Source organism: Bradyrhizobium paxllaeri (assembly GCF_001693515.2).
Classification (GTDB): Bacteria; Pseudomonadota; Alphaproteobacteria; order Rhizobiales; family Xanthobacteraceae; genus Bradyrhizobium; species Bradyrhizobium paxllaeri.
On the sequence record NZ_CP042968.1, the window covers coordinates 7,210,335 to 7,225,566 of the forward strand.

General features: G+C 62.7%; 15 protein-coding genes. 2 read left to right on the forward strand and 13 right to left on the reverse strand.

Annotation, left to right across the window (positions count from 1 at the left end):
* Window positions 1-123: 123 nt before the first annotated feature.
* Window positions 124-1,722 carry a L,D-transpeptidase gene (locus LMTR21_RS34455; RefSeq protein WP_065751978.1) on the reverse strand — a complete coding sequence of 533 codons (1,599 nt, stop codon included), beginning with the start codon at window positions 1,720-1,722 and terminating at the stop codon, window positions 124-126.
* Window positions 1,723-2,077: 355 nt separating this feature from the next.
* On the opposite strand from LMTR21_RS34455, the gene LMTR21_RS34460 reads away from it, so the two are divergent.
* A complete protein-coding gene (locus LMTR21_RS34460; RefSeq protein WP_347339143.1) occupies window positions 2,078-3,121 on the forward strand; it encodes an N-acetylmuramoyl-L-alanine amidase family protein in 1,044 nt (347 codons plus the stop codon).
* A gap of 242 nt (window positions 3,122-3,363) precedes the next feature.
* Here the strand turns inward: LMTR21_RS34460 and LMTR21_RS34465 are convergent, their stop codons facing one another.
* The 6 genes from LMTR21_RS34465 to argH form a co-directional block, all read right to left on the reverse strand.
* A complete protein-coding gene (locus LMTR21_RS34465) occupies window positions 3,364-4,377 on the reverse strand; it encodes a hypothetical protein (RefSeq protein WP_430642607.1) in 1,014 nt (337 codons plus the stop codon).
* A 217-nt stretch (window positions 4,378-4,594) separates the two neighbouring features.
* Window positions 4,595-6,235, reverse strand: coding sequence for an acetolactate synthase large subunit (locus LMTR21_RS34470; RefSeq protein ID WP_065751980.1), 1,641 nt, complete (start codon window positions 6,233-6,235; stop codon window positions 4,595-4,597).
* Window positions 6,232-6,777, reverse strand: coding sequence for a peptide-methionine (S)-S-oxide reductase MsrA (gene msrA, locus LMTR21_RS34475; protein ID WP_065751981.1), 546 nt, complete (start codon window positions 6,775-6,777; stop codon window positions 6,232-6,234). The genes LMTR21_RS34470 and msrA overlap by 4 nt, the downstream gene beginning before the upstream one ends.
* A gap of 182 nt (window positions 6,778-6,959) precedes the next feature.
* Window positions 6,960-8,225, reverse strand: coding sequence for a diaminopimelate decarboxylase (lysA, locus tag LMTR21_RS34480; RefSeq protein ID WP_065751982.1), 1,266 nt, complete (start codon window positions 8,223-8,225; stop codon window positions 6,960-6,962).
* Window positions 8,226-8,296: 71 nt separating this feature from the next.
* Window positions 8,297-8,563: an LPS translocon maturation chaperone LptM gene (gene lptM / locus LMTR21_RS34485; RefSeq protein ID WP_065752262.1), complete on the reverse strand. Its 267-nt coding sequence runs from the start codon at window positions 8,561-8,563 to the stop codon at window positions 8,297-8,299.
* Between the two features lie 108 nt (window positions 8,564-8,671).
* Window positions 8,672-10,063, reverse strand: a complete 1,392-nt coding sequence (gene argH, locus LMTR21_RS34490) for an argininosuccinate lyase (RefSeq protein WP_065751983.1) — start codon at window positions 10,061-10,063, stop codon at window positions 8,672-8,674.
* A gap of 124 nt (window positions 10,064-10,187) precedes the next feature.
* Between argH and tlpA the strand changes: the two genes are divergently transcribed.
* Complete coding sequence (gene tlpA, locus LMTR21_RS34495) at window positions 10,188-10,862, forward strand: thiol:disulfide interchange protein TlpA (RefSeq protein WP_430642499.1); 675 nt, start codon at window positions 10,188-10,190, stop codon at window positions 10,860-10,862.
* A gap of 106 nt (window positions 10,863-10,968) precedes the next feature.
* On the opposite strand, the gene LMTR21_RS34500 is transcribed toward tlpA, so the two are convergent.
* The 6 genes from LMTR21_RS34500 to LMTR21_RS34525 form a co-directional block, all read right to left on the reverse strand.
* Window positions 10,969-11,157 carry a putative motility protein gene (locus LMTR21_RS34500; protein ID WP_057858708.1) on the reverse strand — a complete coding sequence of 63 codons (189 nt, stop codon included), beginning with the start codon at window positions 11,155-11,157 and terminating at the stop codon, window positions 10,969-10,971.
* A gap of 229 nt (window positions 11,158-11,386) precedes the next feature.
* Window positions 11,387-12,268 (reverse strand): 3-hydroxybutyryl-CoA dehydrogenase, encoded by an 882-nt coding sequence (locus LMTR21_RS34505; protein ID WP_065752264.1) that lies wholly within the window; start codon window positions 12,266-12,268, stop codon window positions 11,387-11,389.
* A 289-nt stretch (window positions 12,269-12,557) separates the two neighbouring features.
* Window positions 12,558-13,502, reverse strand: coding sequence for an electron transfer flavoprotein subunit alpha/FixB family protein (locus LMTR21_RS34510; protein ID WP_065751984.1), 945 nt, complete (start codon window positions 13,500-13,502; stop codon window positions 12,558-12,560).
* Window positions 13,502-14,251, reverse strand: a complete 750-nt coding sequence (locus LMTR21_RS34515; protein WP_057858706.1) for an electron transfer flavoprotein subunit beta/FixA family protein — start codon at window positions 14,249-14,251, stop codon at window positions 13,502-13,504. The genes LMTR21_RS34510 and LMTR21_RS34515 overlap by 1 nt, the downstream gene beginning before the upstream one ends.
* Before the next feature lie 136 nt (window positions 14,252-14,387).
* Window positions 14,388-14,960, reverse strand: a complete 573-nt coding sequence (locus LMTR21_RS34520; RefSeq protein WP_065751985.1) for a cob(I)yrinic acid a,c-diamide adenosyltransferase — start codon at window positions 14,958-14,960, stop codon at window positions 14,388-14,390.
* A 24-nt stretch (window positions 14,961-14,984) separates the two neighbouring features.
* Window positions 14,985-15,179 carry a twin transmembrane helix small protein gene (locus LMTR21_RS34525; RefSeq protein ID WP_065751986.1) on the reverse strand — a complete coding sequence of 65 codons (195 nt, stop codon included), beginning with the start codon at window positions 15,177-15,179 and terminating at the stop codon, window positions 14,985-14,987.
* Window positions 15,180-15,232: the final 53 nt, after the last annotated feature.

Genomic DNA, 15,232 nt, shown 5'->3' on the forward strand with positions numbered 1-15,232 from the left:
TCGTCAATTTTTCAAATCCGCCACATGCTCGGCTTCATCATGCCGCGCCCGCTGCTCGGCCGCGCCGACGGGGGTCGCATCGCCCCTGAGCTGCCATGCGGCCTGCGCTCGGCGTACCGCGTCTCACCATCGGCCCGGTTGCATCGGATAGCCCGGTTGCATCGGATAGTCTTGTTGCGCCGGATAGCCCCGTTGCGCCGGATAATAGGGTTGCCCCCCGCGCTGACGCGCATAGCCGGTTTGGGGTTGGGGATTCCAGGGCTGAAAAAAGAAGCCGGAGCTTTCGCCGCCCCAGGTGCTGCTGTCCGCCATGTCGACGGCGGGCGTAGGCCGGCGCGTAATGAAGCCGCCCTGGGGCTGGTCGCTCAGCACCACGACGAACTCGGTGCGATAGTTGGTCTCGCGGCTCAGCGGCTCGTCCGAGACGACGATCGAGGACCGAGGCAATGCGGTCGGCCCGATGCGATCGAGCACATCCTGCGGGATGGTGATGCGGTCGAGCGCGCTCCTGGCGTCGTCCCCGTTGTCGATCGTGACCGCGCTCCAGCGCAGGCCCGAATCGTTGCGCGCCATCGCCGTGAACACATGCGTGCCGATCTTCCTGCCGGGATCGCGGATCGCGACCGGAACCTCGATGGACGTATCGAACACCTCGCCGCCCCCGTCCGGCGCCGGCTTGTGCGTGTTGCGCCGCACGTACAGCTTCTGCGTCGCGCGGCTGATGTAGATCGAGACGGGCTCGAGCGCGAGCTTCGCCTCGCTCGCCGCCTTGGCCAGCTCGGCCTTCCGCTTTTCGGCCGCCTTGGCGGCGTCCTTCGCAGCCGCCGCGGCGTCGAGCTTCGACTTCGCGTCAGGCCTGGCCGTGTCGAGATCAGTCGCAGCCTGGGCGGCCTTTGGGGCGGCCTTCTGCTTCCGATCTTCGGCCTGCGCCCTGGCCTGGTCGGTTTTTGCGGCGGCGACCGCCTTGTCGGCGAGCGCAAGCTCGGCGTCGGCGTTCCTTTTGAGCCCTTCCAGCCTGCGCAGCGACGCCGCGAGCGAAGCTGTCTCGCGCGCCGCTGTAGCGGCGGCCTTCTTCGCCTCGTCGGCCGTCTTGACGGCCTCTGCGGCCTCGCGGGCCAGCGTTTCGGCCCGCGACGGAGCGACTGCTACGGCCTCCGCTTTCGGCATCAACAGCGCCGGGTGGGAAATCTCGACCGGAGCCGCGTCGTTCGGCGAGATGATCACACGCATGCCGATCCGCGTCTTGTCGAACTGCTTCTCCGCAAAGCCAAAAGGCATCCGAATGCAGCCGTGTGAGGCCGCATACCCGGGCAGCGGCCCGCCGTGCAGCGCGATACCGTTCCAGGTGATGCGCTGCATGTTCGGCATCTCGGCATCGTCGTAAAGGGACGAGCGGTGGTCCTTGTTCTTCTCGACGATGGCGAAGATGCCGGCTGGCGTCTCGCGTCCCGTGGTGCCGGTCGACACCGGTGCGCGCGCGATCCAGCCGTCGGCGTCGTAGAAAGTGACATGCTGGGTCTTGATCGACACGATCGCCATGATCGGCTCGCCTGCCTCGCGCGGCGCCGTCGCCTCGACAGGTGACGCGGGACGCGCCCGTTGCGCCACGGCGGGGCCGGGCAGCGTCGCAAGCAGGGCCATCGCCGCGAGCGTCGCTATGGTAGGAGTGCCCCGACGCCACATCGCCACGGTGGATTGCGCCGTCGCCAATCGACTTGCCATGCCATACCCCGGTTGAAATGCCTGTCCGCGCTCGAGTCGAATAAAGTATCAGACCATGATTCCTGAACCTACCAATCGCCGCCGGCACCACTCACTCCGCCAATCGTCGCAGGGAACTAGCGGTGCGCCCCGGGTGGGAAATCTTTGCCGAGCAGGAAGAAAGGGCGGCTCACGGCTGGAATTGCCACAAACCTGACATGACGATGGGGAGCATTTGCGTCGGTTATTGGGAATGAAGCGGACGCGCGCCAAAGACAAAAACAGACAAGTGTTCCGTACTGACCCGGAATGGACATCACCGCCCCTCTTCCGGCATTGCGACTTCTGATGCTATGATGCCTGCAGGGGAGCGAGCATGACACGCCGCGAGTTCATTTGTGATCTCGGCAGTATCGCTTGGGGATTTTGGCCCGGCCGCCGCACGGTCATCGCGGCAATGGCGGCAGTGGTGCTGCTGCCGATCGACGCCGGCAACGCCGGCTGGCTGTCGGATCTCTTCAAAGGCTCTCCAAAGCAAGGCAAATCGTCAAGACAAGCCAAGCCGCCAAAGCACGTCGCTTCGCCCAAGTCAGCCGCCAAGTCGGCCGCCAAGTCAGCCGCTTTGGCGAAGCGTACAACCTCGCCTAAGCGCCATACCGTAAAGCTTGCCGCGCTGGGTCCGGTCCAATTGCCCGCGGCCGCTTTGAAACCGGTCGCGACGCGTTGCGAGCCCTCGAAGTTCCGGATCGTTCTGGATGTGGGACATACCGCCGAATCGGAAGGCGCGATCAGCGCCCGCAATGTCTCCGAGTTTGTCTTCAATCTGCGCCTTGCGAAGCAGATCGAGCAGAAACTGAAGGCCGAAGGCTTTGCCGAGACCAGATTGCTTCTGACCGAGGGCAAGGCCAGGCGCAGCCTCTTCAAACGCGTCGCCACCGCCAACGATCTGCGTGCGGACCTCCTCCTGTCGATCCACCATGACTCCGTGCCCAACAAATTCCTCGAGGATTGGGAATTCGAGGGGAAGAAAAGCCGTTTCAGCGACCGCTTCAGCGGATACTCCGTCTTTGTCTCGCGCGAGAACCCGGACTTCAAGACAAGCCTCATGTTCGCCGAACTGATCGGCAAGGAAATGAAGGCCCAGGGCCTCGAGTATGCCAGGCAATATTCGCAAGCGATCATGGGCCGGCACCAGCGTCCGCTGCTGAACCGGGAAACCGGCGTGTATCGCTACGATGAGCTGATCGTGCTGAGAAAGACCCGGATGGCTGCCGCGCTGCTGGAGGCGGGATCGATCATCAACCGGGACGAGGAACTCATGATGAGTTCACCTGAACGCCGGGACATCATCAGCAGCGGCGTCGCGGCGGCGGTCAAGGAATTCTGTGAGCCGCGATGGGGTATCCTCGGTCCGCTCTGATGGCGCGGCGGCGGCCTTCCATTCCCTTCCAGGGCGATCGCATATGACGGCGCCCAACTCGCGAACGCATAAGTTTCCGCATCGTCATGGCCGGGCTTGTCCCGGCCATCTACGTCTTTTTGAGCGGAGGCCAAGACGTGGATGCCCGGGACAAGCCCGGGCATGACGAGTTTGTGGACACACAGAACCACTACAATGACCGCATAAGCGATAGCCCTACATCCCCTTCCTGCCTGTCGCCTTCAACTCTTTGACTGCTTCTTGATCTCGTCGAATTTGGAAAGCGCTCGTTCAAATTTTTCGTTGAAGAGCCACATCGCATCCAGAATCTCGCGGAAGGTTGCAGATGTTTTCGCCCTGTCGGCCTGTCCAAAGGTGAACATGCTGTTGTTCCGCAGATATCCCATGATCCTCGGGTCGGAGATTCGGTAGTCGAGCAGGTTGCGGGAAGCGAGTGCTGATTTGGTCGGGCTCGGAATGATCTGGATCAGTTCAAACAGCTTCATCTGATCGATCGGGTCCGGCAGCGTTTTCACGATCGCCGGCACTTGCGGAAAAATATCCGCGTGTGCGTTCATGAGGGCATCGCGCACGGCGGTCCAGTGGTTGTACCGACGATCCAGATTCCCGGCGCGGACCTCTTCCTTGTCGTCGCGCACATTCAATGCGGGATCAAAGGCGGCTATCGACTTCTTCATCGCCGCCCATTTCCTTTGCCCGTTTTGATCTTCTGATACGCCTGATTGCAGACTGCCCTTGTATTTGTTCGAGCGCGCATTCCCGATGTTCTGGTTACCGTTTGTCTCGGCATAAAACAGCCCCAGGCTGATGCGGCCCGCGGCTTCGGCATTGGCCGCATCAAGACCCCTGGCGCGCGCAATGGCTGTTCCCAGATCGACAACGTCCTTGAATGGCGTATCCGAGTTTTGTGCGCTGGCGGGCGGCGCCTGCATGATGTCGAAGAGTTTTCTGTACTCATCGAGGAGCGGTTCATTGTCGGCGCTGAAATACGCCGGAGGGATTCCGTATTTGTTGGGCTTTCCTATTCTGGATGGAAGCGCGTCGGTGAGGTCCTTGTACGCGCTCATCATGCTGTTGCGCGCAAGATAGAGGGCCTGTCCCGGCAAGTTCGGTAGTTGCTTCGAACTGATCTGCGCGCGCCGCTGGGCCAGGATCGCTTCAAATTGGCTGCGTGCACTATTGTATGCACTGAGCGCATCTGATTGTTTCTTCGTGAGTGCAGCCAGGTCACCCATGGCTGGCGATATGAAGCCGAGGTTGCCGACGGCGGCCGCGGCGAGCGACGCGACGGTGAGAGTGAGAGCAAGAGCCGCCGCGGGCGCGGTTTTACGGTTTCTTATCCCCATGCGAATTCCCATGCCCAGGTTTCACCGGATCCGATTCACTGCAACGAATTCGGCCGTACGACGTAATCGAAAATAGATTTTCGCGCACAGGACCGATGCAAGGCTTTCACTTGGCCTGAACTACCGGGGGCAACTCCTTGACGAGCACGCGCATGTTCTCACTGTAGTCGACGGGCACTACGACGAGATGCACGCCGCCTTCCTCGAAAGCAGCCTCCAGCATGGTCGATAGTTCCGAGGCCTTGCCGACGCGGGAGCCGTTGGCTCCGTATGACCTCGCATAGGCGACGAAATCAGGATTGCCGAACTCGAGGCCGAAGTCCGGAAACGCATCGACTTCCTGTTTCCAGCGGATCATGCCGTAGGCGCGATCCTCGAGCACGAGCACGACGAGATTCAGTTTGAGCCGCACGGCCGTTTCCAGCTCCTGCGAATTCATCATGAAGCCGCCGTCGCCACAGACGGCGAGCACGCGCCTGTCCGGATGAATCAGCGCGGCTGCGATCGCCGAAGGAAGGCCCGCACCCATGGTCGCCAGCGCATTGTCGAGCAGCAGCGTGTTGGCGACGCTGGTGCGATAGTTGCGGGCGAACCAGATCTTGTACATGCCGTTGTCGAGGGCAACGATGCCGTCCGGCGGGATGACCTGGCGGACGTCGTGCACGATGCGCTGCGGCGTCAGAGGAAACCGATCCTCCGTCGCCCGTTCGGCGAGGTGGCCAAGAATCCCTTCCCGCAAGCCCAGCAATGCCTGACCATTGGGGAGATTGCCTTCGAGGCGATCGGCGAGCGCGGCAAGGCCCGCACCAACATCTCCGACAATCTCCGCCTGCGGAAAATATACCTGCTCCACCGTCGCGGGCGTGGCGCCGACATGGATGACCTGCGGTCCATCATGGCCCATCAGGAAAGGCGGCTTCTCGACGGTGTCGTGGCCGATCGAAATAATCAGATCGGCCTGGTCGATGGCCTCGTGAACCCAATCCCGCTCCGACAGCGCGGCCGTGCCCATATAGAGATTGGAGCCGGCATTGACCGCGCCCTTCCCCATCTGGGTGTTGAAGAAGGGAATCCCGCATCGTCGCACGAACGCCGACAGCGGCTCGGCCAGACGCGGGCGGCTCGCCGCGGCGCCCAGCATGACGAGCGGCCTGCGGGCAGCCACGATCATGGCTGCGGCGCGCTCGATGGCCGCTGCAGGCGCGACCGCAAGCTCGACGAGATGCGGGGGAATGATCTCGGCCGCGGCTTCGTCGGCCGCGATATCCTCGGGCAGTTCGAGATGCACGGGGCCCGGCCGCTCCTGCTGCGCGACCCGGAAGGCGTCGCGAACCAGCGTCGGAATACTCTGCGCGGAGACGATCTGCGTCGCCATCTTGGTGAGTGGCCGCATGGTCGCGACGATGTCGACGATCTGGAAGCGCGCCTGGCGGCTGCTGCGGATCGCCTTCTGCCCTGTGATCATGACCATCGGCATCGCACCCAGATGCGCGTAGGCCGCAGCCGTCGTCAGATTGAGCGCACCGGGACCCAGTGTCGTCAGGCAGACGCCCGCGCGCCCGGTGAGCCGCCCGTAGGTAGCCGCCATGAAGCCGGCCGCCTGTTCGTGCCGCGTCAGCACCAGCTTGATCTTCGAGCGCCGCAGCGACTCCAGCACGTCGAGATTCTCCTCGCCGGGAATGGCGAAGATGTATTCGACGCCCTCGTTCTCGAGGGCGGCCACCAGCAGATCGGAGGCTTTTGTCATGCGACTGAGGCTCCGCTCGCATCTGTTGCAGCTTTCTCCGCCCGGTGCGGCAGCGTCCATTCCGGCCGAATGAAGTGACAAGTGTAGCCGTCAGGATATTTTTCCAGATAATCCTGATGTTCGGGCTCGGCTTCCCAGAACGGTCCGGCAGGCGCCACTTCGGTGACAACCTTGCCCGGCCATAGGCCGGAAGCATCGACATCGGCGATGGTGTCTTCCGCCACCCGCTTCTGCGCGTCGCTGGTGTAGAAGATGGCCGACCGGTAGCTCGCGCCGCGGTCGTTGCCCTGGCGGTTCAGCGTCGAGGGATCATGGATCTGGAAAAAGAACTCCAGCAGCTTGCGATAGCTGATGGTCTGCGGATCGAAGCTGATCTCAATGGCTTCCGCGTGATTGCCGTGGTTGCGATAGGTCGCGTTTGGCACTTCGCCGCCGGTGTAGCCTACCTTAGTTGAAATCACGCCGGGATAGCGGCGCAGCAGATCCTGCACACCCCAGAAGCAGCCGCCGGCAAGGACTGCCCGTTCCGCTGAAACTGTCATGTCTGTTCTCCCTGGTTCGCTGCGATCGTCGATCCGGAGTTCTATCAAGGACGCATAATGAGGCCGAACGATGCAAAAGCTGACACCGTCGCCATCGTCAAAATCGCCAAGGCCAGAATGCGCTTCGGAACCTCCTTCGAAATCGGCGCAATGTCAGCACACGACGACAGACCGCTTATCGATCACAGCCAGGGCGCCGGCTTGTCCATCGCGATCAGATCCTCGACCTCGATGCGCGGGCGGACGATCGCGTACTGATCGTCCTTGACCAGGACTTCCGGCACCAGCGCGCGCGTATTGTAGAAGCCGGACTGCACCGCGCCGTAGGCACCGGCGGTCATGATCGCCAGCAGGTCGCCGGCTTTGGGCTCGGGCAGATTGCGGTCGAGCGCGAGATAGTCGCCGGTCTCGCAGACCGGCCCGACCACGTCGGCCGTAATCGTTCGCGCTTCCCTGGCCGGCTCGCGAACCGGCAGGATATCGTGATGGGCTTCATAGAGCGTGGGGCGGATCAAATCGTTCATCGCGGCGTCGATGATGACGAAATTCTTGGCCTCGCCCGGCTTCACATAGATCACGCGCGAGACCAGGATGCCGGCGTTGCCGACGATCATGCGTCCCGGCTCGAACATCAGCGTGCAGCCAAGATTATGCGTCACCCGCTTGACCATCGCGGCATAGGCGGACGGCAGCGGCGGCGCTTCGCGGTCGGCGTGGTAGGGAATACCGAGCCCACCGCCGAAATCGATATGCTCGATCTTGTGACCGTCGGAGCGCAGCGCGTGAACGAAATCGGACAGAATCCGGAACGCGGTTTCCATCTTGGAGAGATCGGTGATCTGGCTGCCGATATGCATGTCGGTGCCGGTCACCACGATCCCCGGCAGCTTCGCCGCGCGGGCATAGACCTCGCGGGCGCGTTCGATCGGAATGCCGAACTTGTTCTCGGACTTGCCGGTGGCGATCTTGGCGTGGGTGCCGGCATCGACGTCAGGATTGACGCGCAGCGAAATCCGCGCGGTCTTTCCGGCCTCGACCGCGAGCCTCGACAGCAATTCCAGTTCGGGCTCGGACTCGACGTTGATGCAGAGAATGTCGGCCGCAAGCGCCGCGCGCAGCTCGGCCTCTGTCTTGCCAACACCGGAGAACAGAATCTTGTTGGGCGGAATCCCCGCCGCCAGCGCACGCTTCAACTCACCGCCGGAGACGACGTCGGCGCCGGCGCCAAGCTTCGCCAGCGTGCGCAGCACCGACTGGTTGGAGTTCGCCTTCATGGCGTAGCAGACCAGCGTCTTCTCGCCGGCAAAGGCCTCGGTGAAGACCCGGTAATGGCGCTCCAGCGTCGCGGTCGAATAGCAATAGAACGGCGTGCCGACGGCATCAGCCAGTTCGGACAGGTTGACGGCCTCGGCGTGCAGCACGCCGTTGCGATAGTCAAAATGGTTCATGGCGCGCTCATAGCGTTTTCGAGCGAAGTGGATACCGGTTCGCGTCAAGAAAACGCGTCAAAAGCAAGACTCTAGTCCAGCAGCGGATCGAGAACGAATTTCTTCTTGCCGCCTTTGGGGGCGCTGGGGCCGGCGTCGGCTCCGTAGGTCGAATTGAACACGCCGGGCTGCGCCGCGCGCTCGGCTTCGGTATCGGACGTCGCCTGCGCCTGCGGCGCGGCCGCGGTCGGCGGCAGGTCGAGCCCGCCCTTGCGGCCGCAGCCTCCGAGCGCGAGCGCGGTCACGCTCAACAGGATGATGGCCCATCCCGACGATGACGGGCGGTAGTTACTGATCACGACGAAATCCCCAATGCGCGCCGCACCATACAAAGATTGCCGTGGTCTGGCGAGTGCCGATCGGCCACTGACAACCATGAAATTGCAGCGAAATTTTTCTCTTCAGGCCTATTTTCGCTCTTTTTCCAGCCGTTTCAGCCAGGCCTTGGCCTGCGAAGCCACGTTCTTCGGCGCGGTGCCGCCATAGCTGGTCCGGCTCTTCACGGACGCCTCCACCGACAGCACGCGCAAGGCGTCGGCGGTAATTTTCGGCTCGATCTCCTGCATCGCCTTCAGCGGCAGTTCGTGCAGCGCCACGCCCTGTTTCGACGCCAGGCCGACGATTCGTCCGGTGACATGGTGGGCGTCGCGGAACGGCATTTTCAGCGTCCGCACCAGCCAATCGGCCAGGTCGGTGGCGGTGGCGTAGCCCTCGCCGGCGGCGGCCTTCATCCGCGCCTCATCGGGCACGAGGTCGAGGACCATGCCGGTCATGGCGCGAATCGCGAGCGAGAGCGCGGAAAACGCCTCCATCGCGCCCTGCTTGTCCTCCTGCATGTCCTTTTGATAGGCGAGCGGCAGGCCCTTCATCACGATCAGGAGAGCGTTAAGCGCGCCGATTACCCGGCCGGTCTTGGCGCGCACCAGTTCGGCCGCATCCGGATTGCGCTTCTGCGGCATGATCGAGGAGCCGGTGGTGAACTTGTCCGAGAGCCGCACCAGGCCGACCAGCGGCGAGGTCCAGATCACGATTTCCTCGGCAAAGCGTGACATGTGCACGGCCGTGATCGACGCTGCAGAGAGCGTTTCGAGCACGAAATCGCGGTCCGAGACGGCATCAAGCGAATTGGCCATCGGGCGGTCGAAGCCGAGCGCCTCGGCGGTGGCGGCCCGATCGATCGGGAACGAGGTTCCGGCGAGCGCGGCGGCACCGAGCGGCGATTCGTTCAGCCGCTTGCGCGCATCGGCAAAGCGCCCGCGGTCGCGCGCGGCCATCTCGACATAGGCCAGCAGATGATGCCCGAAGGTGACGGGCTGGGCGGTCTGCAGATGGGTAAAGCCCGGCATCACGGTCGCGGCATGTTCCACGGCCCGCTCGGCCAGCGCCTGCTGGAAGGCGGCCAGCGCCGCGTCGGTCTCGTCGATCGTGTCGCGGACGTAGAGACGGAAATCGGTCGCGACCTGGTCGTTGCGCGAACGCGCAGTGTGGAGCCGGCCCGCGGCGGGCCCGATCAGTTCGGAGAGCCGGCTCTCGACGTTCATATGGATGTCTTCGAGCGCGCGCTTGAAGTCGAAGGCGCCTTTGCCGATTTCTGACAAAATCGTGTCTAGACCCTTGCCGATATTTTTCGCATCACCCGCGGTGATAATGCCTTGCGCCGCCAGCATCGCGGCGTGGGCCTTGGACGCGGCGATGTCCTGGGCATAGAGGTGACGGTCGACGTCGATCGAGACGTTGATTTCCTCCATGATCGCGTCGGGACGCTCGGTGAACCGGCCGCCCCACATCTTGTTGCTCATGACTTCCCGTGCCTTGCCATCTATATCGTCGAGAATTCGGCGAAACGCCGGGCCGGTTTCAGCCGTAACTCGACCGTAATCTTGCGCCCTGCATAGCCGTAACTGATACAGGATGACAAACGATATGCCCGAAATGCCCCCGCCCCGCCCGGCCAAGACACGCCGGATTCCGATCGCCATCGGCGCGGTGGTGGCTGCGGGTGTGATTGGAATAGGCCTGTTTTACGGGTTGGGGGGCTTCAAGCGCGCCAGCGGCGATCCTACCTGCGCGGGAGCGGTCGAACTGGCTCGCAAGATCGGGCCGCTGGCGCATGGCGAGGTGGCGGCGCTGACCATGGCAACGACCCCGCTGCGGCTCCCCGACCTCGCTTTCGATGACGCCGAGGGCAAGCCGAGGAAGCTGTCGGAATGGCGTGGCAAGACAGTGCTGGTAAATCTGTGGGCTACCTGGTGCGTGCCTTGCCGGAAAGAAATGCCGGCGCTGGAGAGCCTGCAGACCAAGCTCGGGGGCAAGGATTTCGAGGTGGTCGCCATCAACATCGACACCCGCGACGCCGAGAAACCGAAAAACTTCCTGAAAGAGGCCAATCTGACCCGGCTCGGCTATTTCGCCGACCAAAAAGCCAAGGTTTTTCAGGATCTTAAGAATGTAGGCAAGGCGCTGGGCATGCCGACTTCGGTGCTCATAGACGCCCAAGGCTGCGAGATCGCAACCCTTGCCGGCCCCGCCGAATGGGCCAGCGAGGACGCCATCAAGCTGATCAAGGCCGCCATGCAGCCGGTCAAGGCGGGGTCTTGAGAGATCGGTAGGGTGGGCAAAGCGCAGCGTGCCCACCGGTCGGCCTGACCACATGCGATGGTGGGCACGGCGCGAGGGCGCCTTTGCCCACCCTACAGATTAATTCTCAGGCCGTAATATTGAGGTTGCCGCCGACGCCGGGGGCGAGATTGGCCGTCGAGGGCGTGCCCAGCAGCGTCTGCACCGCCATTTTCTCGGCATCCGCGTTCTGCTTGATGATCGAGGTCTGGATCTGCTGCTGCGTGCCCGCCGCCTGCATGCTCAGCATGCTCGAAACCATAGCCATCATATCCATAACGCAGCACTCCTCAAACCTGAGGGCACCCTACCCCGGCACCGGTTAACGAAGTCTGGAGATGGGAGAAAAGTTAGCATGCGCGCGAATGCACGTCTGACGACACGCTGCGCGTGTTCCAAAAGTCGGGTGGGCAAAGCGAAGCGTGCCCACCATTTCAAGCGATATGTGTGGAGGCATGGTGGGCACGCTGCGCTTTGCCCACCCTACGGCACCGAAATCGCGGCTATCAGCGCGTCGGAACCGGCTTGTCGCCGCGGTAATCGTAGAATCCGCGCTGCGTCTTGCGGCCGAGCCATCCGGCCTCGACATATTTCACCAGCAGCGGGCACGGCCGGTATTTCGAATCCGCCAGCCCCTCGTGCAGCACCTGCATGATCGACAGGCAGGTATCGAGGCCGATGAAATCGGCCAGTTCCAGCGGACCCATCGGGTGATGCGCGCCGAGTTTCATGGCCGCATCGATCGCCTCGACGTTTCCGACGCCCTCATAGAGCGTGTAGATCGCCTCGTTGATCATCGGCAGCAGGATGCGATTGACGATGAAGGCCGGAAAATCCTCCGACACCGCGACCTGTTTGCCGACCTTGGCGACAAATTCCTTCGCGGTGTCGAAGGTGTTGTCGTCGGTGGCAATGCCGCGAATCAGCTCGACCAGCTCCATCTGCGGCACCGGATTCATGAAGTGAATGCCGATGAAGCGCTCAGGGCGATCGGTCGAGGCGGCGAGCCGGGTGATCGAGATCGACGAGGAGTTGGTGGCGACGATCGCCTCCGGCTTCAACACCGCGCAGAGCTCGTGAAATATCTTGCGCTTGACCTCTTCCTTCTCGACCGCGGTCTCGATCACGAGGTCGCAATCCGACAATCCGTCAAGCGTCTCGCTGGAGCTGATCCGCTCCAGCGCCTTTTTGCGCGCATCTTCGGTGATGGCCTGCTTGGCGATCTGGCGCGACAAATGGCCGTTGATGGTCGCCATCGCCGATTTCAGCCGTTCGTCGGAGACGTCGTTGAGCACCACGTCAAAACCAGCGAGTGCCGCCACCTGCGCGATCCCGTTGCCCATCTGGCCCGAACCGATCACGCCGACCTTCTTGATTGTCACCGCCATCTTGTCATCCACCGGAACGGCGCGCATACCGCGCCTGTTCATCTCTAAACCTCAGTTACGATATCATCAGGCGCGAGGTTTCAGTCCCACCATTGGCACGTATTCGTCACGCGAAGCTTAATCCACTTCGCCCGCAACCGCTTAAGGTAAATATCGGCCGGACGTTGCGCGTCCGGCCGATTGGGATGACGTTTCCTTGAACCGTCATCCCAATCTATCTTTCTGTTTGAGCATGATCTTTTCGGAAAACCGGTTTCCACTTTTCCGGATCATGCTCTGGCCGTTTTTCTTACTTTCCGAGCTTGCCGAGCGCCTCGGTCAGCTCAGGAACCGCCTGATAGAGGTCCGCGACCAGGCCATAATCGGCAACCTGGAAGATCGGCGCATCTTCATCCTTGTTGATCGCAACGATCACCTTGGAATCCTTCATACCGGCGAGATGCTGAATCGCGCCGGAAATGCCGATCGCGACATAGAGTTCCGGGGCGACCACCTTGCCGGTCTGGCCGACCTGCCAGTCGTTCGGGGCATAACCGGCATCGACCGCGGCGCGCGAGGCGCCGACGCCGGCGCCGAGCTTGTCGGCGAGCGGCTCGATATATTTGGCAAAGTTCTCGCGGCTCTGCATCGCGCGGCCGCCCGAGACGATGATCTTGGCCGAGGTCAGTTCGGGACGATCGCTCTTGGCGACCTCCTCGCCGACGAAGCTGGAAAGGCCCGGATCGGCCGCGGCGGCGGCGTTCTCGACCGGTGCGCTGCCGCCGTCACCGGCCGCGGCAAAGGTCGAGGTCCGCACCGTGATGACCTTCTTGGCGTCCTTGGACTTCACCGTCTGGATCGCGTTGCCGGCATAGATCGGCCGCTCGAAAGTATCAGGCGAAACCACCTTGATGATCTCCGATACCTGCATCACGTCGAGCAGGGCCGCGACGCGCGGCATCACGTTCTTGAAGCGCGAGGTCGCGGGCGCGACGAAGGCGTCGTAGGACGGCGCCAGCGATACGATCAGCGCGGCCAGCGGTTCGGCGAGGTCATGGGCGTAGGCAGCGTTATCCGCCAGCAGCACCTTCTTGACGCCGGCGAGCTTGGAGGCGGCATCGGCCGCGGCCTTGGCGTTTTCGCCAGCGACCAGCACATGCACGTCGGCGCCGAGGGCTGCGGCAGCCGTCAGCGTCTTGTTGGTCGCGTCCTTGATCGACGCATTGTCGTGTTCGGCAATCAGCAGCGTCGTCATCAGAGAACCCCGGCTTCGGTCTTGAGTTTGGATACGAGCTCAGCGACGTCCTTGACCTTGACGCCTCCCTTGCGGCCGGGCGGCTCCGCCGTCTTCAGCACTTCGAGATGCGGCGTGAGATCGACGCCGTAATCGGACGCGTTCTTGTCGTCGATCGGCTTCTTCTTCGCCTTCATGATGTTGGGCAGGGACGCATAGCGCGGCTCGTTCAGGCGAAGGTCGGTGGTGACGATCGCCGGTCCCTTCAGCTGCACGGTCTGCAGGCCGCCGTCGACTTCGCGCGTCACCTTGAAGTCAGAACCTTCGACTTCGAGCTTGGAGGCGAACGTTGCCTGCGACCAGCCGAGCAGCGCGGCCAGCATCTGGCCGGTCTGGTTGCTGTCGTCGTCGATCGCCTGCTTGCCGAGAATGATGAGGCCGGGCTTCTCCGCGTCGGCCACGGCTTTCAGAATCTTCGCGACCGCGAGCGGCTCGACGTTGCCTTCGGCCTTGACCAGAATGCCGCGGTCGGCGCCCATCGCAAGCCCGGTCCGGATCGTCTCCGAGGCCTGCGCCGGGCCGATCGACACCACCACCACTTCGGTCGCCTTGCCGGCTTCCTTCAGGCGCAACGCTTCCTCGACGGCGATTTCGTCGAACGGATTCATCGACATCTTGACGTTGGCCAGTTCCACGCCCGTTCCGTCGCTCTTGACGCGGACCTTGACGTTGTAATCGACCACCCGCTTTACCGGCACAAGAACCTTCATCGATCCTCTTTCGCTTCAATTCTGGGGTTTATTGGCTCGCTATTAGCTAGCTATCGGCTTGGGCGCGGAACCTAAAGGTCCCGCTATCGGCGGTCAACGCGCGAAAGGCAAAAATCGGCCCCGGATCAGGCCTACCTTAACGGTTCTGACCCGGCACCCACAACACGTCTCCAGCACCATTATCGTTCATGGCACGGCTGGCGACGAACAAAAAATCCGACAGTCGGTTCATATACTGAATGGCGGCCGCGCTGACCGGCTCCTCGGGGTTGGCGGCGAGTTCCACCATGATCCGTTCCGCCCTGCGGCATATGGTGCGGGCGAGATGCAGGTATGCGGCCGCGGGGGTGCCGCCGGGCAGCACGAACGAGGTCAGGGGCGCGAGATGCTCGTTGAGCGCATCGATGTCGCGCTCGAGCCGTTCAACCTGGCTTGCCAGCATCCTCAGGCGCTCGGCCTTACCCTCGCGCGCGGGCACCGCGAGGTCGGCCCCGAGATCGAACAGGTCGTTCTGGATCCGGCCCAGCATCGCATCGAGTTCGCTGAAATTGCCGAGATGCAGCCGCACCACGCCGATGGCGGCATTGGTTTCGTCCACGGTGCCGTAAGCACTGATGCGCAGATCGTATTTCGGGCGGCGTTCACCGGTGCCGAGCGCGGTGGTGCCGTCGTCGCCGGTCTTGGTATAGATGCGGTTGAGCACGACCATCGGCCTGTCTCCCTTATCTCGCCTTTATCTGCCTATCGCCCAGACCACGACCATGGTGATGACGATGGCGACGAACTGCAGCAACACACGAAGCCGCATCAGATGCTGCGAACGGCTCGGCGGGCCGCCCCGCATCATGTTGATGAGGCCGAGCAGCAGCACGATAGCCACGGCCGCAACCGCGATGGGAAGGACGATCGAACTCAGAAAGGATGTCATCGGCGCTACATAACACCGCGAACCGCCGACTTCCACACGTTGACAGCCCTCGC